The organism is Bradyrhizobium sacchari (assembly GCF_002068095.1).
GTDB lineage: Bacteria > Pseudomonadota > Alphaproteobacteria > Rhizobiales > Xanthobacteraceae > Bradyrhizobium > Bradyrhizobium sacchari.
This window is the reverse complement of sequence record NZ_LWIG01000007.1, coordinates 646,842-672,263: the sequence shown is the minus strand read 5'-3', so window position 1 is coordinate 672,263 and position 25,422 is coordinate 646,842. Positions and strand designations below refer to the sequence as shown.

At 65.0% G+C, this 25,422-nt stretch carries 22 protein-coding genes and 1 pseudogene; 10 read left to right on the top strand and 13 right to left on the bottom strand.

Features of this window, described 5'->3' with window-relative positions; genetic code table 11:
• Window positions 1-998: pseudogene (locus A5906_RS09630) on the bottom strand (lytic murein transglycosylase); the annotation flags it as partial.
• A gap of 261 nt (window positions 999-1,259) precedes the next feature.
• Between A5906_RS09630 and A5906_RS09625 the strand changes: the two are divergent.
• Window positions 1,260-2,135, top strand: a complete 876-nt coding sequence (locus tag A5906_RS09625; protein WP_080134952.1) for a UTP--glucose-1-phosphate uridylyltransferase — start codon at window positions 1,260-1,262, stop codon at window positions 2,133-2,135.
• A 107-nt stretch (window positions 2,136-2,242) separates the two neighbouring features.
• Here A5906_RS09625 and A5906_RS09620 read toward each other — a convergent pair whose 3' ends face one another.
• Window positions 2,243-3,739, bottom strand: a complete 1,497-nt coding sequence (locus A5906_RS09620; protein WP_080135248.1) for a sensor domain-containing diguanylate cyclase — start codon at window positions 3,737-3,739, stop codon at window positions 2,243-2,245.
• A gap of 146 nt (window positions 3,740-3,885) precedes the next feature.
• Here A5906_RS09620 and A5906_RS09615 point away from each other — a divergent pair, with 146 nt between their 5' ends.
• On the top strand, window positions 3,886-4,146 hold the full coding sequence (locus A5906_RS09615) for a DUF7662 domain-containing protein (RefSeq protein WP_080134951.1): 261 nt from the start codon (window positions 3,886-3,888) through the stop codon (window positions 4,144-4,146).
• Window positions 4,147-4,287: 141 nt separating this feature from the next.
• Here the strand turns inward: A5906_RS09615 and A5906_RS09610 are convergent, their stop codons facing one another.
• The 4 genes from A5906_RS09610 to A5906_RS09600 form a co-directional block, all read right to left on the bottom strand.
• The gene (locus A5906_RS09610) at window positions 4,288-4,545 is read right to left on the bottom strand and encodes a hypothetical protein (RefSeq protein WP_080134950.1); all 258 of its coding nucleotides are present in this window, start codon (window positions 4,543-4,545) and stop codon (window positions 4,288-4,290) included.
• On the bottom strand, window positions 4,542-4,709 hold the full coding sequence (locus tag A5906_RS42500; protein WP_161495381.1) for a hypothetical protein: 168 nt from the start codon (window positions 4,707-4,709) through the stop codon (window positions 4,542-4,544). The genes A5906_RS09610 and A5906_RS42500 overlap by 4 nt, the downstream gene beginning before the upstream one ends.
• Window positions 4,710-4,791: 82 nt before the next feature.
• A complete protein-coding gene (locus A5906_RS09605) occupies window positions 4,792-7,668 on the bottom strand; it encodes an EAL domain-containing protein (RefSeq protein WP_080134949.1) in 2,877 nt (958 codons plus the stop codon).
• Window positions 7,669-7,807: 139 nt separating this feature from the next.
• Window positions 7,808-8,806: an NAD(P)H-quinone oxidoreductase gene (locus A5906_RS09600; RefSeq protein ID WP_080134948.1), complete on the bottom strand. Its 999-nt coding sequence runs from the start codon at window positions 8,804-8,806 to the stop codon at window positions 7,808-7,810.
• Window positions 8,807-8,921: 115 nt separating this feature from the next.
• Here A5906_RS09600 and A5906_RS09595 point away from each other — a divergent pair, with 115 nt between their 5' ends.
• Complete coding sequence (locus A5906_RS09595; protein WP_080134947.1) at window positions 8,922-9,113, top strand: DUF1192 domain-containing protein; 192 nt, start codon at window positions 8,922-8,924, stop codon at window positions 9,111-9,113.
• Between the two features lie 463 nt (window positions 9,114-9,576).
• The gene (rcdA, locus tag A5906_RS09590; protein WP_080134946.1) at window positions 9,577-10,086 is read left to right on the top strand and encodes a protease adaptor protein RcdA; all 510 of its coding nucleotides are present in this window, start codon (window positions 9,577-9,579) and stop codon (window positions 10,084-10,086) included.
• A gap of 166 nt (window positions 10,087-10,252) precedes the next feature.
• Here the strand turns inward: rcdA and rpmE are convergent, their stop codons facing one another.
• Window positions 10,253-10,480, bottom strand: a complete 228-nt coding sequence (gene rpmE, locus A5906_RS09585) for a 50S ribosomal protein L31 (RefSeq protein WP_080134945.1) — start codon at window positions 10,478-10,480, stop codon at window positions 10,253-10,255.
• Window positions 10,481-10,680: 200 nt separating this feature from the next.
• Here rpmE and A5906_RS09580 point away from each other — a divergent pair, with 200 nt between their 5' ends.
• A complete protein-coding gene (locus A5906_RS09580; protein ID WP_080134944.1) occupies window positions 10,681-12,531 on the top strand; it encodes an ABC transporter ATP-binding protein/permease in 1,851 nt (616 codons plus the stop codon).
• A gap of 116 nt (window positions 12,532-12,647) precedes the next feature.
• Here A5906_RS09580 and A5906_RS09575 read toward each other — a convergent pair whose 3' ends face one another.
• From A5906_RS09575 to A5906_RS09560, 4 genes are all read right to left on the bottom strand, one after another.
• Window positions 12,648-12,863: a hypothetical protein gene (locus tag A5906_RS09575; protein ID WP_080134943.1), complete on the bottom strand. Its 216-nt coding sequence runs from the start codon at window positions 12,861-12,863 to the stop codon at window positions 12,648-12,650.
• Window positions 12,864-12,936: 73 nt separating this feature from the next.
• Window positions 12,937-13,377, bottom strand: a complete 441-nt coding sequence (locus A5906_RS09570; RefSeq protein ID WP_080134942.1) for a GNAT family N-acetyltransferase — start codon at window positions 13,375-13,377, stop codon at window positions 12,937-12,939.
• 153 nt (window positions 13,378-13,530) lie between these two features.
• Window positions 13,531-14,559: a peptidoglycan -binding protein gene (locus A5906_RS09565; protein ID WP_080134941.1), complete on the bottom strand. Its 1,029-nt coding sequence runs from the start codon at window positions 14,557-14,559 to the stop codon at window positions 13,531-13,533.
• Window positions 14,560-14,563: 4 nt separating this feature from the next.
• On the bottom strand, window positions 14,564-15,586 hold the full coding sequence (locus A5906_RS09560; protein ID WP_080134940.1) for a flagellar motor protein MotA: 1,023 nt from the start codon (window positions 15,584-15,586) through the stop codon (window positions 14,564-14,566).
• Window positions 15,587-15,839: 253 nt separating this feature from the next.
• On the opposite strand from A5906_RS09560, the gene A5906_RS09555 reads away from it, so the two are divergent.
• Window positions 15,840-16,853 (top strand): SAM-dependent methyltransferase, encoded by a 1,014-nt coding sequence (locus A5906_RS09555; protein ID WP_080134939.1) that lies wholly within the window; start codon window positions 15,840-15,842, stop codon window positions 16,851-16,853.
• A 44-nt stretch (window positions 16,854-16,897) separates the two neighbouring features.
• On the opposite strand, the gene A5906_RS09550 is transcribed toward A5906_RS09555, so the two are convergent.
• Complete coding sequence (locus tag A5906_RS09550) at window positions 16,898-17,401, bottom strand: SRPBCC family protein (protein ID WP_161495380.1); 504 nt, start codon at window positions 17,399-17,401, stop codon at window positions 16,898-16,900.
• Between the two features lie 240 nt (window positions 17,402-17,641).
• Here A5906_RS09550 and A5906_RS09545 point away from each other — a divergent pair, with 240 nt between their 5' ends.
• From A5906_RS09545 to A5906_RS09530, 4 genes are all read left to right on the top strand, one after another.
• Complete coding sequence (locus tag A5906_RS09545; protein WP_080134937.1) at window positions 17,642-18,553, top strand: LysR family transcriptional regulator; 912 nt, start codon at window positions 17,642-17,644, stop codon at window positions 18,551-18,553.
• A 242-nt stretch (window positions 18,554-18,795) separates the two neighbouring features.
• Complete coding sequence (locus A5906_RS09540) at window positions 18,796-19,989, top strand: efflux RND transporter periplasmic adaptor subunit (protein WP_136615087.1); 1,194 nt, start codon at window positions 18,796-18,798, stop codon at window positions 19,987-19,989.
• A gap of 4 nt (window positions 19,990-19,993) precedes the next feature.
• Window positions 19,994-23,155 carry a multidrug efflux RND transporter permease subunit gene (locus A5906_RS09535; RefSeq protein WP_080134935.1) on the top strand — a complete coding sequence of 1,054 codons (3,162 nt, stop codon included), beginning with the start codon at window positions 19,994-19,996 and terminating at the stop codon, window positions 23,153-23,155.
• A gap of 249 nt (window positions 23,156-23,404) precedes the next feature.
• Window positions 23,405-24,532 (top strand): AAA family ATPase, encoded by a 1,128-nt coding sequence (locus A5906_RS09530; protein WP_080134934.1) that lies wholly within the window; start codon window positions 23,405-23,407, stop codon window positions 24,530-24,532.
• Window positions 24,533-24,619: 87 nt separating this feature from the next.
• On the opposite strand, the gene A5906_RS09525 is transcribed toward A5906_RS09530, so the two are convergent.
• Window positions 24,620-25,411: an inositol monophosphatase family protein gene (locus tag A5906_RS09525; RefSeq protein ID WP_080134933.1), complete on the bottom strand. Its 792-nt coding sequence runs from the start codon at window positions 25,409-25,411 to the stop codon at window positions 24,620-24,622.
• Window positions 25,412-25,422: the final 11 nt, after the last annotated feature.

The following is a 25,422-nucleotide window of genomic DNA, read 5'->3' as shown; positions in this document are numbered from 1 at the left end:
CCCTGCGCGCCCGCCGGCGCCAGCAGATAGGCTTTCTCGGCCGGGTGCGGGAAGGGCTGGCCCGTCGGGCGCTTCAGCCCGAGCTTCTCCCATTGCGCGATCGTCATCGCCTTGGCGCGGTCGGCCAGCATGTAGTTGAAGCCTTGCGGCACCACCACCTCGAAGCCCCAGGTCTGGCCCGACTGCCAGCCGTCCTTCTTCAGATTGTTGGCGGTGGAGGCGATCAAATCAGTGGGATTGTCGACGACGTCGCGCCGTCCGTCGCCGTCGCCGTCGACGGCAAAGCGCTTGAACGCGGTCGGCATGAACTGGGTCGGGCCGAAAGCCCCGGCCCAGGAGCCGCGCATCTGCTCCGGGCGGAGATCGCCGCGGTTGAGGATCTCCAATGCGGAGAGGAATTCATCCTTGAAATAGGCCTGGCGGCGGCCGACGCAGGCGAGCGTCGCGGTTGATTGCAGCACACTGCGGTCGCCCATCTGCGTCGAGTAGTTGGACTCGATGCCCCAGATCGCGGCGATGATGTAGCGATCGACGCCGGTGGCCCTTTCCGTGGCATCGAACTGCGCCTTGTATTTGGCGAGCACCTCGCGGCCCTTGGCGAGGCGATTGTCGTTCACGAGAATGTCGAGATAGTCCCAGATCGACTTGGTGAACTCCGGCTGCGAGTCCATCAGGTCCATGATGCGCAGATCGGGGCTGAGGCCCGCGGTGAAGCGCTGGAAGTTGTCCTGGGTGATGCCGCGCCGTGCGGCATCGGGCCACATCCCGGCAACGCAATGGTTGAAATTGCCGGCAGCCTCGCGGATCGCGGCGGCCGTCATCAGCGGATGGCCGGAGGCGCCATCCTCGCCGCTCCAGGGCTGGGCGCCGCCGGGGCCAGGCGCGGGTTGTGAAGGAGCTGGGTTCGAGCCTGAGAAGATGCCGCCGAACAGGTTCGACAGCCCGTTCTGCGCCTGAGCGTGTGCGCAAGGCGGCAGCAACAAGGCGGCCGCGATCATCACTCCGCCAGTCACGGATGCGGCACGTTTTGCCAGCCCTGCCATCGATTGCATCATGTCCCACCTGTCCGGCCAAAAATCCGCCATCAGGAGGCCCGGTACCGGTTGCCAATAGCTTAACAAAGGTGAAATTTTAGTGGCTGCTTTTTTCTTAACGCGGCACGCGCGAGGCCCCACATCCGCCTTTGTTAGCGGCTGCAAACAAGCTAGCAAGATGCCATTGCTCCCGTCACGCATGCCCTCAGGTATTCGATCAATCCCATGAAAATCCGCAAAGCCGTATTTCCCGTCGCCGGCCTCGGTACTCGCGTCCTGCCCGCCACCAAGGCGATGCCGAAGGAGATGCTGACCATCGTCGACAAGCCGCTGATCCAGTACGTCTACGACGAAGCAAGGGAGGCCGGCATCGAGCACTTCATCTTCGTCACCGGCCGCAACAAAAATGTCATCGAAGATCACTTCGACAGAATGTACGAGCTCGACGCGACGCTGGCCGCGCGCGGCAAGAAGGCCGAGCAGGAGATCCTGGCGCAGAACCAGCCGGATGCCGGCGCCGTCAGCTTCACCCGCCAGCAGGCGCCGCTCGGCCTCGGCCATGCGGTCTGGTGCGCGCGCGACATCGTCGGCAACGAGCCGTTCGCGGTCGTGCTGCCGGACGAGCTCGTGCTCAACACGCCCGGCTGCCTGAAGCAGATGATCGAGACGGCGTCCAAGCTCGGCGAGAAATCCAATCTGATTGCGGTCGAGGCCGTGCCCGACCATCTCACCCATCAATACGGCATCTGCGGCGTCGGAAAACGAACCGGCAAGATGTTCGAGGTCGACGGCATGGTCGAGAAGCCGGCCAAGGGCACCGCGCCCTCCAACCTCTCGATCACCGGCCGCTACATCCTGCAGCCGGAGATCTTCAATATCCTCGAAACGCAGGAGCGCGGCGCCGGCGGCGAGATCCAGCTCACCGACGCCATGATCGGCCTCGCCAAGTCGCAGAAATTCTACGGCGTCGAGTTCGAGGGCGAGCGTCATGATTGCGGCTCAAAGCCCGGCTTCCTCCGCGCCAACATCGCCTACGGCCTGAAGCGTCCCGAGCTGCGCGACGGGCTGATCGCGGAGATGAAGAAGTATCTGGGGCAGTAGGCGCCGGCGTCATTGCGAGCGAAGCGAAGCAATCCAGGATCCGTCCGCCGAGAAAGTCTGGATTGCTTTGTCGCAAGAGCTCCTCGCAATGACGGGGAGTGAACCCCTCACGCCACCAGCGACAGCTTCGGCAGGCTCGCGACCACGGACTGGTTGCGGCCGCCGGCTTTGGCGGCATAGAGCGCCTTGTCGGCGGCGGCGACCAGGATCGCCCAGTCCATGCCGGCGCTGGGGACGAGGCTGGCGATGCCGCAAGACACCGTCGATGTCGCCTGGTCGTCGGACCAGCCCTGCACCTTGAGACGGATCGTCTCGGCGACCTTGAAGGCCTCAGAGGCTGAAGTGTCCGGCAGCAGCATCGCGAATTCCTCGCCGCCATAGCGCGCGGCGCAGTCGCCGGCGCGCCGCACCGAGTCCGAAATGCAGATGGCGATGCCGACCAGCACCTGGTCGCCGGCCTGATGGCCGTATGTGTCGTTGTAGGCCTTGAAGTGATCGGCATCGATCATCAGAAGCGCGACCGGCGTCCTCTGGCGCATGGCGCGCCGCCATTCGACGTCGATGACGGTGTCGAACTTGCGGCGGTTCTTCAGGCCGGTGAGCGCATCGGTCGTCGCCAGCTCCTCGAGCTTACGCTCGGCTTCGGCGCGCCGGCCGATCTCGCGCGCGAGCACGAGCGTCGATGCCAGCATGAAGACGATGAGCGCCAGCACCACGGCGCCGATTCGATAGGCTTCCTTCTGCCACAGCTCGAACACGGCGCTCAAGGGCTTGCCGGCCACGACGAACAGCGCGCTGTCACCGCTGCTGCGCACATAGAGCCGCGGCGTGGTGTCGACGGGGCCTTGTCCCGCAAAGGAGCTGCCGGCGCGGAGATTGTCGGCCTTCCAGCTCTGACGGTCGTTCAGGTTGCGGCCGATCACGTCGAGATCGAATGGTCGCCGCATCATGATGGTGCGGTCGCGCTTGAGCACGGTGATGGTGTCTTCGGGGTCGAGGCTCAGGCGCTCGAACAATTCGTGGAAATAGCCGAAGCGGATCGCGCCGGCGACGACGCCGAGGAAGCCGCCGTCGGTGTCGCTGATGCGCCGGCTCAGCACGATCGAATAGGCGCCGCGAAACAGCATCGGGCGGCTGATGAAGAGACCGGCGCCGGGATTGTCGCGGTGAACCCTGAAATAGTCCTCGTCGCCGCGGTTCTCGGGGGACGGATCGAGCGTGGATGCATCGATGGTCAGCCTGCCCTCGGGGTCATAGACCTGGATGGCGCCGAAATGCCGGGCTGTCGTCGCGTGATCGAACAGGATCAGGTGCCGGATCGCCTTCGAGACCGTGGCGAGCTCCGGCAGCAGCATGTTGCTGGCGACCGCCTTCAGCGACAGATCGTAGATCTCGATGTTGCGGCTGATATCGGACTCGATGGTGGTGGCGAGGTTTTCCAGCGTCTGGCGGGCCAGCGCCTCCTCGCCGCGGCGCATGTCCAGCATGACGTTGACGCAAATGGCGGAAAAGCCGATCACCGTCACCACGGACGAGATGATCAGCAGCTTCGCCGAAATCCGCCACGGCCGGCGGGCCATGACTTCGCGCCATCCAGACAGCATCATTTGCTCCCGACCCTGATGGATGCGCCCTAAACCTTGAGCAGTGTTTAAGCTGGTACGGCGCTGCCGCAATGAGTTAAGAATCGGTTTATGCGACTGACGTTTTCAGGCAGGCCCGATCCTCGGGCACCGACGAGAGGACGATTGTGAACGACTACGACGCGTTGCGCGACTATCTGCTGCGGCAGAAGCAGGCCGAATTCGTCCTGAGCTTCGAAGAGATCGAGGAGATCATCGGCGCGGCCCTGCCGCGCGCGGCCAATCGTGCCTCGTGGTGGGACAGTCTGCGCAGCCCCGACATCCAGATGCCGCAGCGCGAAGCCTGCCTCGCCGCCGGCTTCGTGGCGACGCGGATGCCCGATGGCCAGAGCGTGCGGTTCAGGAAGCAGAAATCCCAGCGCAGGTGAGGCCGCGGCTGCCGCTAAAGCATGATCCGGAAAAGAGCGAAGCGGTTTTCCGAAAAGATCATGCGTAAACGACAACCTAAAGCGCGATGATGATTCATCCAAATCTCATCGCGCTTTAGCCGGGGTGTCGAGCCAAGGCCTTCATTGGCGAGCACCGGACCAGCGTTCGTCGGCGGCGTGTGCTCGTATCAGACATCTGGTTGTCTGCCGGTCGCAGGCGCGCATGCACACGTTCTGGCGGCCCCGGACGTCACCGGCGCCGCCGGCGTAGTCGGCGCAAGTGCCGATGCAGTTTGCGCCTCGATCCTCGCATCGGGCGGCCGTCACTGCTTCGGCCGAGGGGGCGAGGAACATTCCGGTGCCCATGAGGGTGATCGCGTAGAGAAGGTGCCGGGTCATCCGTAACTCCTGAGAAGGAGGCGCTTGGTCTGGTCATTCCAGCCGTTGCGCTTGAGGTGTGAGGGAACGTCGGGAACGACAGTGGCGAGCCCGACGACCTCGATGACGAAACCGTTCTGGATCGAATGCGCCCCATCTTTCGCGGCGGTTGAGCCGCGGACCATTGATCTGGATCAAGCACGGCTTCATCGCCGCCTCAGCGGGTGGCTTCACGGGCGGCCCTCGAGACGGGCAGAGGGAGGGAGGTCAGCTCGCCGCTTCCAGCCGCACTTCGGTCAGGAGGCGCATCGCCGCGTCCGCGTCCATCGGCTCGCCGAAGGCAAAGCCTTGCGCGTATTCGCAGCCCATCTGGTAGAGCTCGACCGCGTCGGAATCGGTCTCGGCCCCTTCGGCGACGACGTCCATGCCAAGATCGTGCGCGAGCGCGATGATCGATTTCAGGATCACCGGGCGCGTGCCGCGGTTGGTGGTGCGCACGAAGGACTGGTCGATCTTGATGGTGTCGAACGGGAAGCGCTGCAGATAGGCGAGCGACGAATGGCCGGTGCCGAAATCGTCGAGCGACAGGCCGGTGCCGAGCTCGCGAATGCGCGTCAGCATTTGCGCGGCGTGCTCCGGATTCTCCATCACCAGCGATTCCGTCAGCTCCAGCTTCAGCGTGCCGCGCGCCACCGAGGAGCGCGACAGCACGGTGCGGATGTCGTGGATCAGGTCGTGACGCAGGAGCTGCCGCGAGGAGACGTTGACGCTTGCGAAGATCGGCTCGCGCGAGCGCATCGCGCGCTGCCACACCGACAGCTGCTTTGCGGTCTGGTCGAGCACGAACATGCCGAGGTCGACGATCAGGCCGGTCTCTTCGGCGATTGAGATGAACTCCGACGGCGCCATGCGCCCGAGCTTGGGATGATCCCAGCGCGCCAGCGCCTCGAAGCCGGCGACGGAACGATCCTCCAGCCGCACGATCGGCTGGTACAGGATGGTGATCTCCTGCCGCTCTATGGCGCGGCGCAGCTCGCTCTCCAGCGTCAGGCGGTCGGTTTTCCGCGCGCGCATGGCCGGCTTGTAGACGTCGATGCGGTCGCCGCCGATGCGCTTGGAATGATACATCGCAAGCTCGGCGTCCTTGATGATCTCGTCCGTGAGCTGGGTTTGCGGATCGGACAGCGCAAGGCCGATCGAGGCGGTGAGGAAGATCTCGCGGTCGTTGAAGGCGATCGGCGCGCGGATGGTCTTGCGGATGGTCTCGGCGAAATTGGTGATCCGCGCCGGGTCCTGCTCCGACAGCAGGATCAGGCCGAACTGGTCGCCGGCAAGCCGCGCCAGCGTGTCCTGCGGCTTCAGGATGCGGGTGAGGCGGCGGGCGAGCGTCAGCAGGATGGAATCGCCGACCGCAATGCCGACGGAATCGTTGACCTGCTTGAAGCGGTCGAGGTCGATCACCATCAGCGTCGGCCGCAGCGTCGGCATGGTCTTGGCGAAATGCGCGACGGCGCCGAGCCGGTCCATGAACAGTTTTCGGTTGGGCAGGCCGGTGAGGTTGTCATGCACGGAATCGTGCAGCAGGCGCTCCTCGGCGTTGCGCAGCTCGGTGACGTCGGTGAGCGTGCCGACCACGCGCGAGACTTCTCCGTCGGAGCCGACAACGGGGCGCGCCTTCAGCGCGAACCACATGAAATGGCCGTCGGGGGTGCGCAGGCGGAAATCCTGCACCAGGCGGCCGCGGCGCTGGTCGAGCACGCTGTCGAGCGCGGCGCGGAAACGGTCCTGATCGAGCGGATGCAGCACCTCGAGCCAGGAGGCTGCGGGCCCTTCGAGCGTGCCGCGCTTCAGCCCGAGCAGGGCCTCGGTCTCGGGGCTGGTAAAAACCTTGTCGGCGGACACGTCCCAGTCCCAGATCAGATCGCCGGAACCGGCCAGCGCCAGGGCCCGCCGCTCGATGTCGGAGACGATGCCGGTGGTGGCGCCGCCGCCGGCAAAGGCGTGCTGCATCACCGTGAAGCCGATCAGCATCACGATCAGCACGAGGCCGCCGAGCAGCGCTGGGCCGACGATGTCGTTGGTGACGGAGCCCGCGACCGTCATGCCGGCTGCGACCACCCAGACCACGAGGAGGAACCAGGTCGGGATCAGGAGCACCGCGCGGTCGAAGCCGTGGGTCGAGAGATAGACGATCAGCGCAAAGCCGGCGAAGGCGATCAGCACCAGCGAGATGCGCGCGATGCCGGAGGCGACCGCCGGATCGAACAGCGCGAGCGCGACGAGAGATCCCAGGAATGCGAGCCAGCCCACCGTGATGTGCGAATAGCGCACGTGCCAGCGACTGAGATTCAGGTAGGCGAACAGGAACACCAGCAACGTCGCCGCCAGGATCGCCTCGCCCGCCGCGCGCCAGATGCGCTCGGCGTTGTTCGACATGTCGAGCACCTTGCCCCAGAAGCCGAAATCGACGCCGATATAGACCAGCACCGCCCAGGCCAGCGCCGCGGCGGCCGGGAACATGATGCTGCCCTTCACCACGAACAGAATGGTGAGAACGAGAGCCAAAAGACCGGAGATGCCGATCACGATGCCCTGGTATAGCGTGAACGAGTTGACCTTGTCCTTGTAGGCCTCAGGTTCCCACAGATAGAGCTGCGGCAGCTTGTCGGTGCGCAGCTCTGCGACGAAGGTGATGACGGCGCCGGGATCGAGCGTGACGCGGAACACGTCGGCGGTCGGGCTCTCCTGCCGTTCCGGCCGGTCGCCAGTCGAAGGTGTGATGGTCGCGATGCGCGACAGGCCGAGGTCGGGCCACAACAGGCCGGACGAGACGATGCGATAATGCGGCGCGACGATCAGGCGGTCGAGCTGGTCGTCGGTGTTGTTGGCGAGCGCGAACACCACCCAGTTCTGCCCGCCCTCGCGGGCGCGCACCTCGATGCGGCGAACGATGCCGTCGGTGCCGGGTGCGGTCGAGACCTGGATGCGGTCGGCATCGCTGCGTTGATGCTCGAGCACACCGGTGAGGTCGATTGCGGGCGCGTCACCGCGGACGCTGACGGCGTCAAGCGCGCGCGCGGGATACGCGGCGACAAGAATCATGAGGCCCAGCGCGATGGGCGCGAGGCACCTGATCAGACGCAAGGTCAGTTCTCCGCGTTCGACGCAACTCTTCGGTGGAAGACGATTTCACACCGGACAGAATTGGTTCGGTGCGTCGCGATAGATGCCACGAAAGCGAGGAAAATCAAAGGGTTTCCGCTGTCCCCTGTGGGCCAGCGGCCTAGGCCTCCAACACAATTTTGCCAATATGTGCGCTCGTTTCCATGCGCCGGTGCGCGTCGGCGGCCTTTTCCAGCGGGAAAGCGCTGTCCATCACCGGTTTGATGCGGCCTTCGCGCAAAAGCGGCATCACTTTCTGCTCGATTGCGGCCACCATTGCGGCCTTGTCCGCATTACTACGGGGGCGCAGCGTCGAGCCGGTATGGGTCAGGCGCTTGACCATGACCTTGGCGATATTGACGCTGACCTTGGGACCGTTGAGGGTCGCGATCTGGACGATGCGGCCGTCGACGGCGGCGGCGTCGTAGTTGCGGTCCACGTAGTCGCCGGCGACCATGTCGAGGATCAGGTTCACGCCGGCCTTGTTGGTCTCTTCCTTGACGACGGTGACGAAGTCTTCCGTCTTGTAGTTGATGGCGCGGTCGGCACCCAGCTTGAGGCAGGCATCGATCTTGTCCTGCGATCCCACGGTGACGAACACTTTTGCGCCGAACGCTTTCGCCAGCTGGATCGCCATGGTGCCGATGCCGGAGGAGCCGCCATGGATCAGCAGCGTCTCGCCGGCCTTCAGGCCACCGCGCTCGAACACGTTGTGCCAGACCGTCATCAGGGTTTCCGGCAGCGCGCCGGCTTCCTTGATCGACAGCGCCGGCGGAACGCTCATCGCCTGGGCGTCCTGGGCGATGCAGTACTGTGCATAGCCGCCGCCGGCGACCAGCGACATCACCTTGTCGCCGATCTTGTGCCGCTTGGCGTTGCTGCCGACCGCGACCACTTCACCTGATATCTCGAGGCCGGGCAGGTCGCTGGCGCCGGGCGGCGGCGGATAGGCGCCGGAGCGCTGCGCTACGTCAGGCCGATTGACGCCGGCGGCCATCACCTTGACCAGGATCTCGTCGGGACCGGGCTGCGGCACGCTGCGTTGTTCCGGCACCAGCACCTCCGGTCCGCCGGGCTTGGAGATGGCGACCACGGTCATTTGCGCGGGCAGCTTGTCCATGATGTATCCTTGAGCAAAGGTGCGGGAGGAGACGAGGCCATTGCTTAGCCAGCGCGGCCGAGGCTGGCAACCGTCTCAGCCGTATGGTCCGGTCCGCGGACCCAGGAGAAACGACATGGCGATGGAAGATGATGACCGCCCGCGCAAGAAGGTCACGCACGAAATCGGACAGGACCTCTCACTCTTGTCAGTGGAGGAACTGACCGAGCGCGTGGTTCTCCTGAAGACCGAAATCGCCAGACTGGAAGAGGCCGCCACCAAAAAGCGTGCCTCGCGCGATGCCGCGAACAGTTTCTTCAAGTCGTAGTCGTCGTCACACCAACAGCCTTCGCCGGGACGACAGCGGAGCGTGGCGCCAGCCAGTACCAAATGCCCGTGCCCAACTGGCCCGGTGCGACGAAAGGGTTTTGTTCCGCATCGCACTCGGCCGCTGGCCGACATGGCTAACGAACCCTCAAAAAATTCGTTCGTTTACGGTCGATTAAGCTTTCGGGTTTATGACTGGAGCTGTCCTCGTTTGGACACCGAGTGGCTCCTGTCCACTCTGTTTGACGCCTCCCTGTTATCAACTTTCAAAGCCGCCGGTCTCCGGCGGCTCTTTTTTTGCGTCTAAACAAGAGTCTATTCATGGTTGAATTCCGAGGAATGACCCGCGGAAACCATATCCGCGCTTGTCGCTGGACTCCGCGTCTCACCCGCGCAATGATTTGTTCATCATAATCCGGCGCCAAGAGCCGGACGGGTAAACAGTTGCGTAAGGGGCGTTAACCATGGAACGTTTGCAAGCCGAAGGTGCTCTCGTTCAACTCAGCGAGCGATTCACCAATTCTGCGGCGTTCGGCGCCCTGTTCCGCGAGGGCATGGACCTCGTTGAAGAGACCGCGGCCTATCTCGACGGCGCCGGCCGCGTCGAGGCCAAGGCGCTCGACCGCGCCGTCAGCCTCACCTACGCGACCGAGAGCATGCGCCTGACCACCCGCCTGATGCAGCTCGCCTCCTGGCTGCTGCTGCACCGCGCGGTGAAGGAAGGCGAGATGACGTTGATGCAGGCCAACCGCGAGAAGACCAAGGTCAAGCTGACCGCTGCCGATCCCGGCCCCGCCGACACCATCGAGAAGCTGCCCCTGCAGCTTCAGGAACTGATCCATCGCTCGATGAGCCTGCAGACCCGCGTCCGCCGCCTCGACACCTCGATCCACACCCCGCCGGCCGAGCACGTCGCCATCGGCAACCCGCTGGTGCCGCACCTCAACGCGCTGAAGGCCGCGTTCGAGCGGTAAGGTCCCGCCCCGTCATTGCGAGCGAAGCGAAGCAATCCAGAAGGTCTCGGCAGAGGCAGTCTGGATTGCTTCGTCGCAAGTGCTCCTCGCAATGACGGTAGCCCCCAAAACAAAAACGCCCCCGGTGTCCCGGGGGCGTTTTTCGTCTCCAGCCTTGGCGGCCGGATCAATCCTTTTTGAGAAAGCCCGAAAACTTCTTCTGGAAGCGCGAGACGCGGCCGCCGCGGTCCATGATCTGGGCGGAGCCGCCGGTCCAGGCCGGGTGCGACTTCGGGTCGATGTCGAGGTGCAGCTTGTCGCCTTCCTTGCCCCAGGTCGAGCGGGTCTGGTACTCGGAACCGTCGGTCATCACGACCGTAATCGTATGATAATTCGGATGAATTTCGGCTTTCATGGCAATTCCTCGGCGCCCTGCGCCTATCGCTAGAGTGATGATCGATGACGGATTTGGGCGGCTCTATACCCCACAGGCCCCCTTAAAACAAGCCATTGTGGGGACTGGAGAACCGGGCCGTCCCCTAAGGGACATCCCGGATTTGCCACTCCTCCTGCACCGGCCTATGTGGGGAGAATTGTCTTCTTGGGTCCGATCTCATGAGCGCAGTCGAACGGCTTGACGACCAGTACCGCGACGGGCGCGACACCGCGCCGGCAGACGCCCCATCGATCGAGGCCGAGCTGATCGAGCAGCCCGCCAAGGGGCGCGCGAAGCTGCGGCCGCTGCTGGCGCTCGCGCCCTATGTGAGCCGCTATCGCGGCCGCGCCGCGCTCGCCTTTGTTGCGCTCACGATCGCGGCGCTGACCACGCTGCTGGTGCCGGTGGCGGTGCGCCGGATGATCGATTTCGGCCTGACGCCCGAGGGCATCGAGCTGATCAACAGCTACTTCTCGGTGATGATCGCGGTGGTCGCCGTGCTCGCGCTGGCGAGCGCTGCGCGCTACTACCTCGTGATGACGATCGGCGAGCGCATCGTCGCCGATCTCAGGCGCGACGTCTTCGCGCATCTGTTGTCGCTGTCGCCATCCTTCTTCGATTCCGCGCGCAGCGGCGAGCTGATCTCGCGCCTCACCGCCGACACCACCCAGATCAAGTCCGCCGTCGGCGCCTCCGTGTCGATCGCGCTGCGCAATCTGATGATGTTCTTCGGCGCGGCCGCCATGATGGTGATCACCAGCCCAAAGCTGTCAGGCTTCGTGCTGCTGGCGATACCCTTGATCGTGCTGCCGCTGGTCGCCTTCGGGCGCTGGGTGCGGCGGCTGTCGCGCAACGCGCAGGACACGCTCGCCGATGCCTCCGCCTATGCCGGCGAGCTGGTCGGCGCGATCCGCACCGTGCAGGCCTATACCAGCGAGGGCTTCGCCGAGAAGCGTTTCGGCGGCGAGGTCGAACAGGCCTATGAGGCCGCGCGCACCTCGACCCAGGCCCGCGCCGTGCTCACCGCCATCATCATCTTCATCGTGTTCGCAAGCGTGGTCGCGATCCTCTGGATCGGCTCGCATGACGTGCTCACCGGTGCCATCACGCCCGGCCGGCTCGGCCAGTTCGTGCTCTATGCGGCCTTTGCCGCCGCCGGCCTCGGCCAGCTCAGCGAGGTCTGGGGCGAGGTGTCGGCGGCCTCGGGCGCCGCCGAGCGCCTGTTCGAGATCCTGCATGTGCAGCCCGAGATCGCAGCGCCCGCTGCACCGCGCGCTTTGCCGGTGCCGCCGCGCGGCGAGGTCGGCTTCGACCGCGTCAGCTTCGCCTATCCGGCGCGCCCCGACGTCAACGTGCTCGATGCCGTGTCGTTCACCGTGCGGCCCGGCGAGAAGGTCGCGATCGTCGGTCCCTCCGGCGCCGGCAAGAGCACGATCTTCCATCTGCTGCTGCGCTTCTACGATCCGCGTGGTGGCGCGATCTCGCTCGACGGCGTGGCCGTGAAGTCCGCCGATCCCCGCGACTTCCGCTCCCGCATCGCGCTGGTGCCGCAGGAATCCAACGTGTTTGCCGCCAGCGCCCGCGAGAACATCCGCTTCGGCCGGCCCGATGCGACCGATGCCGAGGTCGAGCGCGCCGCCGAGCTCGCGCACGCCGCCGAGTTCATCCGCCGCCTGCCCGAAGGCTTCGACACCCCGCTCGGCGAGCGTGGCGTGACGCTCTCCGGCGGCCAGCGCCAGCGCATTGCGATCGCCCGCGCCATTTTGCGCGATGCGCCGCTCCTGCTGCTGGATGAAGCCACCTCTGCGCTCGATGCCGAAAGCGAGACGCTGGTGCAGACCGCGCTGGAAGAATTGATGAGCCACCGCACCACGCTGGTGATCGCCCATCGCCTCGCAACCGTGCTCTCCTGCGACCGCATCCTGGTGATGGACCACGGCAAGATCGTCGAGCAGGGCACGCATGCCGAGCTCGTGGCCGCGAACGGGCTCTACGCAAGGCTCGCGCGGCTGCAGTTCGAGGGGGCGTGAGGCGTCGCCTCACTCTCGTCATTGCGAGCGCAGCGAAGCAATCCAGACTGCCTCAGCGGAAAGACTCTGGATTGCTTCGCTGCGCTCGCAATGACGTGTCGAGGGAGCTTCGCACCTTACCGGCACTTCGGCGACAGCGCCGGAACGTTCGGCCACAGCCAGTTCTTCCAGCTTCCATCCGCGTCTACGCAGGCTGACGATCCGGGGCTGGTCGTCTGCGCAGGGACGCTCGCTGTCGCAAAGCGCTGGTCGACATAGGTCGTCGACAGATATCCGGCGACGATGACGCCCAGCATCACCGAGGACCCGTTGGCCAGCTCGCTCAGCTTCATCGATCGTCTCCATCGGCTTGTCATGCCTGGGACAACGAATAACCGGCGCCGCGGGATCCCTGACTAACAGGCCTCACGCCTGCCACACCATCTTCAGCACCGGCCGGCCCGAGGTCGGGTTCACGTCGTCGCCGGCATGGGCAAAGCCGTTGCGCTCGTAGAAGCGAATGGCGCGGGCATTGTCCTTGTTGACGAGCAGCGTGACGCCCGAAGGCGACAGGCGCTTGGCCTCATCCACCAGCAGCCGTGCCGCGTCCGAGCCCCAACGTGCGGGATCGACCACGAGCTGGTCGAGATAGCCTTCGCCGTCGATGGTGACGAAACCGGTCAGCACGCCGTCCTGTTCTGCGACGACGATTTGGGCCTTCGGCACCAGATCCTTGCGCCAGCGCTCGCGCCACCAGTCCAGCCGCGCGGCAAAATCGATCTGCGGATAGGCCTGCTGCCAGGTCCGATGCCAGAGGTCGATCGAAGCTGCCTCGTCCTCGGGCCGGTAGGGGCGGAGGAGGATCATCGGAATACACTCCTCATGGCCGGGCATAGCCGTCCGAAGGACGGCGTCGCTTCCACTCGCCTATGCCCCGCCATCCATCCACCTCCAAACATCTTCCGTGATGGATTGCCGGGTCAAGCCTGGCAATGACGAACTGCGGTGTATCCGACCTCACTACCGCTCCGTCAGCTTCAGCTCGATGCGGCGGTTGCGCCTGAAGGCCTCTTCCGTGTTGCCGGTGTCAAGCGGCTGGAATTCGCCGAACCCGGCGGCGACGAGGCGCTGGGCGGGCACGCCGAGCGAGATCAGATATTGCACCACGGAGATGGCGCGGGCGGCGGAGAGGTCCCAGTTCGACTTGAAGTTCGCGCCGCTCACCGGCCGCACGTCGGTGTGGCCGTCGACGCGCAGCACCCAGGCGATTTCGGCCGGGATCTTCTTGTCGAGCTCGATCAGCGCATTCGCGACAGTGTCGAGCTCGGCGCGGCCCTCGGGCAGCAGCGTCGCCTGGCCGGTATCGAAGAACACTTCGGACTGGAACACGAAGCGGTCGCCGACCACGCGGATGTCGGGGCGGTTGCCGAGGATGGCACGCAGGCGGCCGAAGAACTCCGAGCGGTAGCGCGACAATTCCTGCACGCGCTGCGCCAGCGCGACATTCAGGCGCGAGCCGAGATCCGCGATCCGGTTCTGCGATTCCTTGTCGCGCTTCTCGGAGGCATCCAGCGCCTCCTCCAGCGCTGCCAGTTGCCGGCGCAGCGCGCTGATCTGCTGGTTCAGCACCTCGATCTGCGCCAGCGCGCGCGTCGAGACCGCCTTCTCCGAATCCAGCGCCTTGCCGAGCTCGGCGGTCTTTCCTTGCGCGTCGCTGCCGGCAGCAGCCAGGCCCTCATAGAGGCCCTTGATGCGGTCGCGCTCGGACTCGGCCGAGGCGAGGCCGGCTCTCAGCTGCGAGACCTGGTCGTCGAGCGTGAGCTTGCCGAGTTTCTCCAGCGATAGCAGCTCGTTCAGCTGGGCGATCTTGGCATTGAGCTGTTCCAGTGCCTTGTCCTTGCCGGTCACCTCCTGCGACAGGAAGAACTGCACCACCAGGAACACCGACAGCAGGAACACGATCGACAGCACCAGCGTCGACAACGCGTCGACGAAGCCAGGCCAGTAATTGAAGGCGCCTTCGCTGCGGCGGCCGCGCGCGAGAGCCATGTCGCTAACCCTTTTCCGGCTGGCGCGCGATCCGTTCCAGGAGGCGCCGGATCTCGCGGTTCTGCTCGCCCTGGCCGTCGGCCCATTCGCGGATCATCTGCTGCTCGGTGCGCATGTGCGAGACCAGCGCCTGGATGGCTTCGGCAAGGCTCGCCATCGCCGCCGTGGTACCGCGGCTGGCGCTGCCTTCCTCGAGCACGGAGCGCAGGCGTTCGACGGCGGCCTGAAGCTCGCCGCTGGCAACCCCGCCGCCGCCGGCGGCGGCGACCGGCACCTCGCCGCGGCCATATTCGCGCACCGTGGTGGCGAGCCAGTCTTCGAGGTCGGTGTAGAAGCGGTTCTGCGCCTGGCTCGATTGCAGATCGAGGAAGCCGAGGATCAGCGAGCCGGCGAGGCCGAACAGGGAGCTCGAGAACGAGATGCCCATGCCGCCGAGCGGGGCGGCGAGGCCTTCCTTCAGCGTGTCGAACAGCGCGCCGGAATCGCCGCCGACCTTGAGCCCGTCGATCACCTTGCCGACCGAGCCGACGGTCTCGATCAGGCCCCAGAAGGTGCCGAGCAGGCCGAGGAAGACCAGGAGGCCGGTCATGTAGCGTGAGATGTCGCGGGCTTCATCCAGGCGGGTCGCGATCGAATCGAGCAGATGCCGCATGGTGGTCTGGGTGATGGTCATCCGCCCGGTGCGCTCGCCGCCCAGGATCATCGCCATCGGCGCCAGCAGTTTCGGGTGCCGGGCCGGCGCCAGGCCCGGATCGGCGATGCGGAAATTGTTGACCCAGGACACCTCAGGGTAGAGCCGGATCACCTGGCGGAAGGCCAGGATGATGCCGATGAACAGGACACCGCCGATCAGCGCATTGAGCCCGGGATTGGCGAAGAAGGCCTGGATGATCTGCCTGTACAGCACCACGCCGACGAGGGTGCAGAGCACCAGAAAGACCAGCATCCGCACCAGGAAGACGCTGGGCGAGGACAGTTTTGTGTATTCGATGTCCATGGGAGAGCGGGGCGAGGCGCCTGACGGCATGGCCGGTATCATCCGTTACGAACGTGATTGCGGTGCGCACTATGGCACAGGCCCGGCCCAAAAAAAGCGCCGGATGCGCGGATTTCGGGGGAAGCGCCGGAACCCGAAGCGGAAACCGCGCTTTGATAACGCGTAATTTGCAAATCCTCGGCATTCCGCAGGCCACCGGAGCCCTGTGGCTGCCCCGGCTCGTTGCCGGCGCCTGTCCGTTCTTCCCCGCTGCCCCACGAGACCTGACCAAGGGAGTGGTCGCATGAGCGTCGTTTCCGCGATCATCGGGACTGCCGAACGCGTGCCGCTGCCGGATGTCGTGATCCGCGCGGCGATCCAGCGCCTCTGCTCCCGCACCGCAGCCCGTCTCGCCGCGCATGATGCGGCCGACGATGCCGCCATCGCCGGGCGGATGCTGCTGCGGCCGATCGCCGGGGACGCCGGGCATGAGGAGCTGCCCGCGTCCTTTGTCGCGAAGGTGCTCGGCCCCAACCGCAAATCCTCGTGCTGCTTCTACAAGACCGACGTGACCACGCTGCAGGAGGCGGAGGAGGAGGCGCTGCGCCAGACCGTCGAGCATGCCGGTCTCGCCGATGGCCAGGCCATCCTCGAACTCGGCTGCCGCTGGGGCTCGCTGTCGCTGTGGATGGCGCGGCAGTTTCCGAACGCGACCGTGACGGCGGTGTCGAACTCGCAGGCCCAGCGCGGCTTCATCGAGGAGGCGGCGCGGCAGCGCCGGCTGTCGAACCTGCGCGTGGTCACCGCCGACATGAACGCGTTCGCGCCCGAGAGACAGTTCGATCGCATCGTCGCGGTCGAGACGTTCGAGCGCGTGATGAACTGGCGCAAGCTGATGACCCGCCTGCGCTCATGGCTCGCGCCCGAGGGGCGCTTCTTCATGCATATCGCCACCCATCGCAGCGGCTCCCATCTGTTCGACCGGGCCGATCGGGAGGACTGGATCGCACAGCACGTCTTCACCGGCGGACTGATGGCGAGCCATCACCTCGTCCGGCAATTCGACGACATCTTCTCGGTCGAGAAGGAATGGTGCTGGAGCGGCACGCATTATCAGCGCACCGCCAACGACTGGCTCGCCAATCTCGACACGCATCGCGAGACGATCGAGGCGGCCTTGCGCGAGATCTATGGCGACGACGCCGGTCTCTGGATGCGGCGCCGGCGCTGGTTCTGCCTCGCGACATCAGGCCTGTTCGGCCATGCCGACGGCACGGAGTGGGGTGTCAGCCGGTACCGGATGAAGACTGCCGATTAGCGTGCGTACCGATGCATGCCGCGCCCCATTCCCCGGCAACCCCGTCAATTGCCCTCGCACACCCACTTCAATGTCGCGAGCCACAGATCGTGGCCCCGGTGCAGCAGGGTCTCATCGGTCTCTCGCAGGTGCGCGGCATCCTTGCCGACACCGGCTTCATCGGTGACGACTAGGCAGCGTGCGCCTCGAGGGGCCAGGTACCAGGTATGATAGAAGCTCGGTTGTGTCCCCGGCGCGTAACCGTACCAGCCGAGGCGCGCATGCGGCACGTATTCGTTCACCTTGCTCTCGATCGAGAGGCCGAACGTGCTCCATCGCCACGTCGTGTCCTTGCCCAGAACCTTGGTGCCCTCCGGAAGTACGACGTCCCTGGAGTTCGGATACCATTGCGGCCACTTGCTGGCGTCCACGATGTGGCTCCAGACCTTCTCGCATGACGCATTGATGAGAAGCTCGTTGTGCGCAAACAGATCCGCCGTCGCAGGATTGAACCGCTCCGGCCAGTGAATCTCGTTCGACCGCGTCGCGAGGTCCTGCTTCATCGTCATGATTGCTTCCTTTCTTGTGCCTGGGGCAGATGCGTCAGTTTGTGCGCCGGCAGAGGCGGCGATCGAAAGCAGCGACGCTCCCAGCAGCGTCCAGCGTGCGCAATGTTTGATGCTCGGAAAATAAGACCGTTTCGTCATGTTCGCCTCCGCGTCTTCGGTGGCGACACTGATGTCAGATGGTGATTGCGGATCCAATTTCCGTTATGTCAAAATAGACATTCATATAAATCAGGAATTGCGATGCCCTTCGATGGACGGTTGCTATCGGGTGTGACTGTCCTCTCGGCCGTCATCGAGGCCGGCACCATCGCACGCGCGGCCGATGCGCTGGGCCTGACTGCTTCTGCCGTCAGCCGCGCCATATCGCGTCTGGAGGCGCGCGTCGGGGTCAGATTGCTTGAACGCACAACGCGCTCGCTCTCCTTGACGGACGAGGGGCGACGATTCTACGAGCGCGTCGGACCGCACCTTGCCGGCATTGAAGAAGCTGCAACCGAGGCTTCGGGCTCAGCCGGCATCGTACGTGGACGGCTCAGGGTGAACGTCGATCCGTTCTTCTCACGCATCGTCCTGTCATCCCATATCAGGATGTTCCTGGTGCAGCATCCGCAGGTCTCGCTGGAGCTTCTCATGCGCGACGCGATCGGAGATATCGGCGCTGGTGGCTTCGATCTCGCGCTGCGGTTCGGTGAGCCGCCGCAGGGTTCTTTGGTGGCGCGCAAGCTCGTCGAGACCCGCGTTCTCACCGTGGCCTCGCCCGCCTATATCGCCGAGCACGGCCGGCCACGACATCCGTCCGAAGTCCCGGACCACGATTGCATCGGTTTCTATGATGCGGCCAACCAGCGGCCTTTCGACTGGGAGTTTCGTAAGGGAAGAGAGGTGCTCCCCGTGAAGGTGTCCGCCCGCGTTCTGGTTTCGGATGTCGGCGCCATGCTCTCGGCTTGCGAAGCCGGCGCAGGCATTGCGCAGATTCTCCAGCTCGGCAGCAGTCACCTCGTGCAAAGCGGAGCGTTGATCAATCTGTTTCCGGAATGGTCAGGTGAAATGTTCCCGCTCTATGCGCTGTTTCCGTCACGCCAGCACCAGCCTGCGAAAGTGCGGAGCTTCATCGACTTCTGCCTCGGCGTGATCGCACGGGAGAATGCCTGAAGGTTTACGGGATTGCGATCTTCTGTCGCAGCACCCGGTGGTGGAACCGGACTCACAATCCGGTGAGTCCCGAAAAGCCTCAAAAACTCAGCACGATAGATCGTGTGACATTGAGCCGCCCGCAGCATGCGTTGCGTCGCAGCAGCTCCATTCTATTTTGACGGCATCGCTGCGCGCAAATCGCCCAGAACGGGCTGGCGCGGTGCGTGACCAGTTCCAACAACATCGGGGCACTTATCTTCATGTCAGGACTTCGTGCGCGATCGGCATGCGTCGCAATGATGCTCGCGGCCCTTGCGCCGCTGCTCGTCGCTTGCGAGGAATCGAGCTCGGCCGTCTCTGCCGCTCCGCCCGCCGATCCTGACGTCAGCATCGTCGTTATCAAGCCGCAGCCGCGCGCCGTGGTTCGCGAGCTGCCGGGCCGCATCGCGCCGACGCGCGCCTCCGACGTGCGGCCGCGCGTCTCCGGGATCGTGGTCGAGCGCCTGTTCCGTCAGGGCAGCGAGGTGAAGGCGGGCGACCCGCTCTATCGCATCGACCCGCGTCCGTTCGAGGTCGAGGTCATGGCGAACGAGGCCGCGCTCGCCAAGGCCGAGGCTGCGCTGATGCAGGCCAAGCAGCAGGCGCATCGTATCGCCACGCTGACCAGCCAGCGCGCCGCGCCGGAGGCCGAGAACGAGAAGGCGGTGGCGGCCGAGCGCCAGGCCCATGCCGAGGTCGAAGGCCGCAAGGCCGATCTCGCCCGCGCCAAGCTCAACCTCGACTACGCCACCGTGCGCGCGCCGATCGACGGCGTCGTCGGCGCTGCCCTCGTCAGCGAGGGCGCGCTCGCGGTACAGAACGAGACCAATCTCGCGACCATCCAGCAGCTCGATCCGATCTACGCCGACTTCACCCAGTCGGTGACCGAGCTCAACCAGCTCCGCCGCGCCTTCGAGAGCGGCGATCTCGAGCGCATTGCGGCCGATGCCGCCAAGGTGCGGCTCGTGCTCGACGACAACACGCTTTATTCGCTGGACGGCAAGCTGCTGTTCTCCGATGCCAAGGTCGACGCCCATACCGGCCAGGTGACGCTGCGCGGCGAATTCCCCAATCCCAAGCGCGAGCTGCTGCCGGGCATGTATGTCCGCGTCCGCATCGACCAGGGTCTCGACAGCGACGCGATCGCGGTGCCGCAGCAGGCGATCCAGCGCAATGGCGGCGGCGGCAGCGAGGTGTTCGTCGTCAAGGACGACAACCACATCGCGGTGCAGCCGGTGCGCACGGGCTCGGTGCAGGATGGCGTCTGGTTCGTCACCGAAGGCCTGAAGGCAGGCGACAAGGTCGTGGTCGAAGGCTTCCAGAAGTTCGCCGCCGGCGACAAGGTCAAGCCGCAATCCTGGTCGGAAGCGGATGCGACCGCGGACAACAGGCACGCCCAGAAGCTCACGCGGTAAAGCCATGGCCAGTTTCTTCATCGACAGGCCGATCTTCGCCTGGGTGGTCGCGCTGTTCATCTGTCTGATCGGCGCGATCTCGGTGCCGCTGCTGCCGATCGCGCAATATCCGATCATCGCACCGCCCTCGATCTCGATCTCGACGAGCTATCCCGGCGCTTCGCCGGAAAACCTCTACAACAGCGTCACGCGCCTGATCGAGGAGGAACTCAACGGCGCCTCCGGCATCCTCAATTTCGAATCGACCAGCGACTCGCTCGGCCAGGTCGAGATCATCGCCAATTTCCAGCCGGGCACCGACACCAGCGCCGCCTCGGTCGAGGTGCAGAACCGCATCAAGCGCGTCGAGGCGCGCCTGCCGCGCGCGGTGATCCAGCAGGGCATTTTGATCGAGGAAGCCTCGAGCGCAGTGCTCCAGATCATCACGCTGAACTCGACCGACGGCAGCCTGGACGAGGTCGGCCTCGGCGACTTCATGATCCGCAACGTGCTCGGCGAGATTCGCCGCATTCCCGGCGTCGGCCGCGCCACGCTCTATTCGACCGAGCGCTCACTTCGCGTCTGGGTCGATCCGGCAAAACTGGTCGGCTACGGGCTGACCGCTGACGACGTCAACAAGGCCATTGCCGCACAGAACGCGCAGGTTGCCTCCGGCAGCATCGGCGCCGAGCCGTCGACCTCGAGCCAGCGCACCTCCGCGCTGGTGCTGGTCAAGGGCCAGCTCTCCTCGCCCGATGAATTCGGCGCCATCATCCTGCGCGCCAATGCCGATGGTTCGACCGTACGGCTGCGCGACGTCGCGCGCATCGAGGTCGGCGGCCTCAGCTATCAGTTCAACACGCGGCTGGACGGCAAGCCGACCGCCGGTCTCTCCGTGCTGATGTCACCGACCGGCAATGCGCTCGCGACCGCGAGCGCGGTCGAGGCCAAGATGAAGGAGCTGTCGCGCTTCTTCCCGGCCAACATCTCCTACGAGATCCCCTACAACATCACGCCTGTTGTCGAGGCCTCGATCAAGAAGGTGCTGACGACGCTGCTGGAGGCCGTGGTGCTGGTGTTCGTGGTGATGTTCCTGTTTCTGCAGAACATCCGCTACACCATCATCCCGACCATCGTGGTGCCGGTGGCGCTGCTGGGCGCCTGCAGCACGCTGCTGCTCGCCGGCTACTCCATCAACATGCTCTCGATGTTCGGCATGGTGCTCGCGGTCGGCATCCTCGTCGACGACGCCATCGTCGTGGTCGAGAACGTCGAGCGCATCATGGCCGAGGAGGGGCTGTCGCCGAAGGAAGCGACGCGCAAGGCGATGTCGCAGATCACGGGTGCCATCATCGGCATCACCCTGGTGCTGATGGCGGTGTTCGTGCCGATGGCGTTCTTCCCGGGCTCGGTCGGCATCATCTACCGCCAGTTCTCGGTGACCATGGTGGCCGCGATCGGCTTCTCCGCGTTCCTGGCGCTGTCGCTGACGCCGGCACTGTGCGCGACCTTGCTCAAGCCCGTTGCCAAGGGCCACGGCCATTCGACAAATTTCGTGTTCAGCCGGTTCAATCATCTGCTCGAGGCCTGCCGGTTTCGTTACGCGAGCACGGTCGGCTTCTCCCTGAAGCGCACCGGCCGCCTGATGCTGGTTTACGCCGTGCTGCTGGTCGGCCTGTCCTGGGCCTTCGTCAGCCTGCCCGGCGGCTTCCTGCCGATCGACGACCAAGGCTTTGTCACCACCGACGTGCAGACGCCGTCGGATTCCTCCTATGCTCGCACCGAGGCGGTGATCGAGAAGGTGGAAAAATATCTGGCGCAGCGGCCGGGCGTCGACAACGTCACCTTCCTCACCGGCTTCAGCTTCTCCGGCCAGGGCATGAACACCGCGCAGGCCTTCATCACCTTGAAGGACTGGTCCGAGCGCGGGCCGAAGGACTCTGCTGCCGCGATCGTCAACGACATCAACCGCGATCTGGGGTCCTCGATCCGCGATGCAAAAATTTCCGCGCTGCAGCCGCCGCCGATCGACAATCTCGGCAATTCCTCGGGCTTCTCGTTCCGCCTGCAGGACCGCGGCCAGAAGGGCTATCCGGCTTTGATGCGCGCCGCCGACCAGCTGATCGCGGAAGCCAATGCGAGCCCGGTGCTGCAGAAGGTCTACATCGAAGGCCTCCCCGAGGCCGGCGTGGTCAATCTCGTGATCGACCGCGAGAAGGCCGGGGCCTTCGGCGTCACCTTCGAGGACATCAACAACACGATCTCGACCAATCTCGGCTCGAACTACATCAACGACTTCCCGAACCGCGGCCGCATGCAGCGCGTCGTGGTGCAGGCGGATGCCCGCGATCGCATGCGGACCGAGGACATCCTCAACTACAACGTCAAGAACAGCCGCGGCCAGCTCGTGCCGTTCTCCTCCTTCGCCACCGTCGAATGGGCGCGCGGCCCGACGCAGATCGCCGGCTTCAACTATTATCCGGCGGTGCGCATCTCCGGCGAGGCGAAGCCCGGCTTCACCTCGGGGGATGCCATCGCCGAGATGGAGCGGCTTGCGGGCAAGCTGCCGCGCGGCTTCGGCTATGAATGGACCGGCCAATCGCTGCAGGAAAAGCTGTCGGGCTCGCAGGCGCCGTTCCTGCTTGCGCTCTCGGTGTTCGTGGTGTTCCTGTGCCTCGCCGCGCTCTACGAGAGCTGGACGATTCCGCTCGCGGTTCTGCTCACCGTGCCGCTCGGCATCGTCGGTGCCGTGGCCGCGGCGACGCTGCGCGGCCTGCCGAATGACGTCTATTTCACCGTCGGTCTCATCACCATCATCGGCCTCGCCGCCAAGGACGCGATCCTGATCATCGAGTTCGCCAAGGACCTGCGCAAGGAGGGCAAGCCGCTGGTGGAAGCCACCATCGAGGCCTGCCGCCTGCGCTTCCGCCCGATCCTGATGACGGGCCTCGCCTTCATCTGCGGCGTGCTGCCGATGGCCATCGCCCACGGCGCGGGCGGCGCCAGCCAGCAGGCGCTCGGCAGCGTCGTGATGGGCGGCATGATCGCGGTGGTGATTTTGGCGCTCTTGATGGTGCCGGTGTTCTTCGTCGCCGTGCAGCGCGTGCTGGCCGGAGATCGGGAGAAGGTGGCGGCGAGGGACGGCGAGGCGTACGGGCCGCCGGCGCCGGTGCAGCAAGGCCACTAGCGGCTTTTCCGTCATTCCGGGGCGCGCGTCAGCGCGAACCCGGTATCCATTGAGCAGCAATCACAGTCGATGAATGGATTCTCAGCCGCGCAATTGCGCACCATAGCTCGCGCCAAGAGGCGGGCCCCGGAATGACCGGCGGAACTTGCTTTCCCCGGGTCGTCAATCCAGACTGGAGCTCTGAATTGAATGGGCATGCATTCGCACCGCAGTGCGAATGCATGCCGACCCGCCGATTGAGAGCATGTGATGCGTCCGACCGATGTTGCGATCTCCAATTATCGCTCCATTCGCCAGCTCTCGATCCCCATCCACCCCCTATCCGTGTTTGTGGGTGAGAATGGTGTCGGCAAATCCAATCTCTACAAGTCCTTGTCGCTGTTGCGCGATGCGGCGGCGGGTCGAATCACGCGCACGATCGCCGAGGAAGGCGGATTGAATTCCGTCTGCTGGTCCGGCCTTCGTAAGAAGGGCGAAGACGGGCGACTGCGTTTGTCGGCCAAATTCGATCGTCTCAGATATTCCATTGAGCTTGGATTTCCCGGTCCGGTCGAGGCGGCATTTTCCGGCGAGCCGATGATCAAGGCCGAAACCATCGAGGCGACGCAAGGCAAACGAACCGTTCGACTCATGGAGCGGAAAAATTCGCTCGTCAGCGTCCGCGGCGAGAGCGGTGCCTGGAACAGCCACAAGGACGCGGTGCTGCCGTCAGAAACCGCGCTTGCGGGTTTTGCCGACGGCAAGGAATGCCCTGAGATCGACCTGATCAGAAACGCGATGCTGGGCTGGCGCTTCTATCACGACTTTCGCACCGATCCGGCATCGCCGATACGAAAGCCGTGTCTGGCGATCACGACTCCCTCGCTCAGTGCCGATGGAAGCGATTTGGCTGCCGCCCTGGCGACACTCTATTCCATTCGGGAAGATGCCACCGATCTGCAGGACGCGATCGAGGACGCCTTCCCGGGCGCCGAGCTTCGCGCATGGGCCGAAAATGGCTGGTGTGAATTTGATTTGCAGTTGGCTGATATGCCGCGGCCGTTCAAGGCTTACGAATTGTCCGACGGGACGCTGAAATACATCTGCCTGCTCGCAGTGTTCATGGGCTATCGGCTGCCGCCCTTCATCGCGCTGAACGAACCGGAGAGCAGCCTGCATCCGTCGCTGCTGGCGCCATTGGCCCGGCTGATCGCGAAGGCGTCACGCCGCTCCGACATCTGGATTGTGACGCATTCCGAGCAACTGATGGAAGCATTGCGAAGCGAAAGCTCGGTCCCGCTTCGCCGGGTGATCAAGCAGAAGGGCGCAACCACCATCGAGGGCCTGACCATTGGCGGCGAATACCGGGACGAGGAACCCGACGAAGACGACTCTTGATCGCTGCGGGCCCGGTAAGGAGCGCACGCCGTCTCAGTCCCTCTCCCCGTAAGAACGGGGCTAGGGAGCGCACCGTTGATACGCTCGCTACGCAGGCTTCCGCAAAATCTTCACCAGTTCCCCGTGCACGTACTCGTTGCCGCAGACGACGTGCCCCGTCACCAGCGGATCGCCCGGTGTCGCGATGTCGCTCACGGTGCCGCCGGCTTCGCGCACCATCAGCATGCCGGCGGCGATGTCCCAGGATTGCAGGTCGCGCTCCCAGTAGCCGTCGAGGCGGCCGGCGGCGACGAAGGCGAGGTCGAGCGAGGCGGCGCCGAAGCGGCGCAGGCCCGCGACGCGGTCCTGGATCGCGGTCATCTCGCGGCGGAAGTCCTCGTGGTTGCCGCGGCCGATATGAGGCAGGCCGCAGGCCACCACGCATTCGTTGAGCTGGCGGCGGCCGGCGACGCGCAGGCGCTGGTCGTTGAGGAAGGCGCCCTTGCCCCGCTCGGCGATGTAGAGCTCGTCATTGGCGGGGTTGTAGATCACGCCGGCGATCACCGTGCCCTCGCGCACGAGCCCGATCGAAATGGCGAATTGCGGGATGCCGTGCAGGAAGTTGGTGGTGCCGTCGAGCGGGTCGACGATCCAGGTGTGGCTCTTGTCGGTGCCCTCGCGCGTGCCGCCCTCCTCGCCGATGAAGCCGTAGCCGGGCCGGGCCTTGGCGAGGTCCTGGTACAGGATCTCCTCGGCGCGCTTGTCGGCGAGCGAGACGAAATTGGCCGGCCCCTTCAGCGAGACCTGGAGATGCTCGATCTCGCCGAGATCGCGCTTGAGGCTGCGGCCGGCGCGGCGCGCGGCCTTGACCATGACGTTGATAGTGGCGGAGTACAGCATGTGCTCTAGGT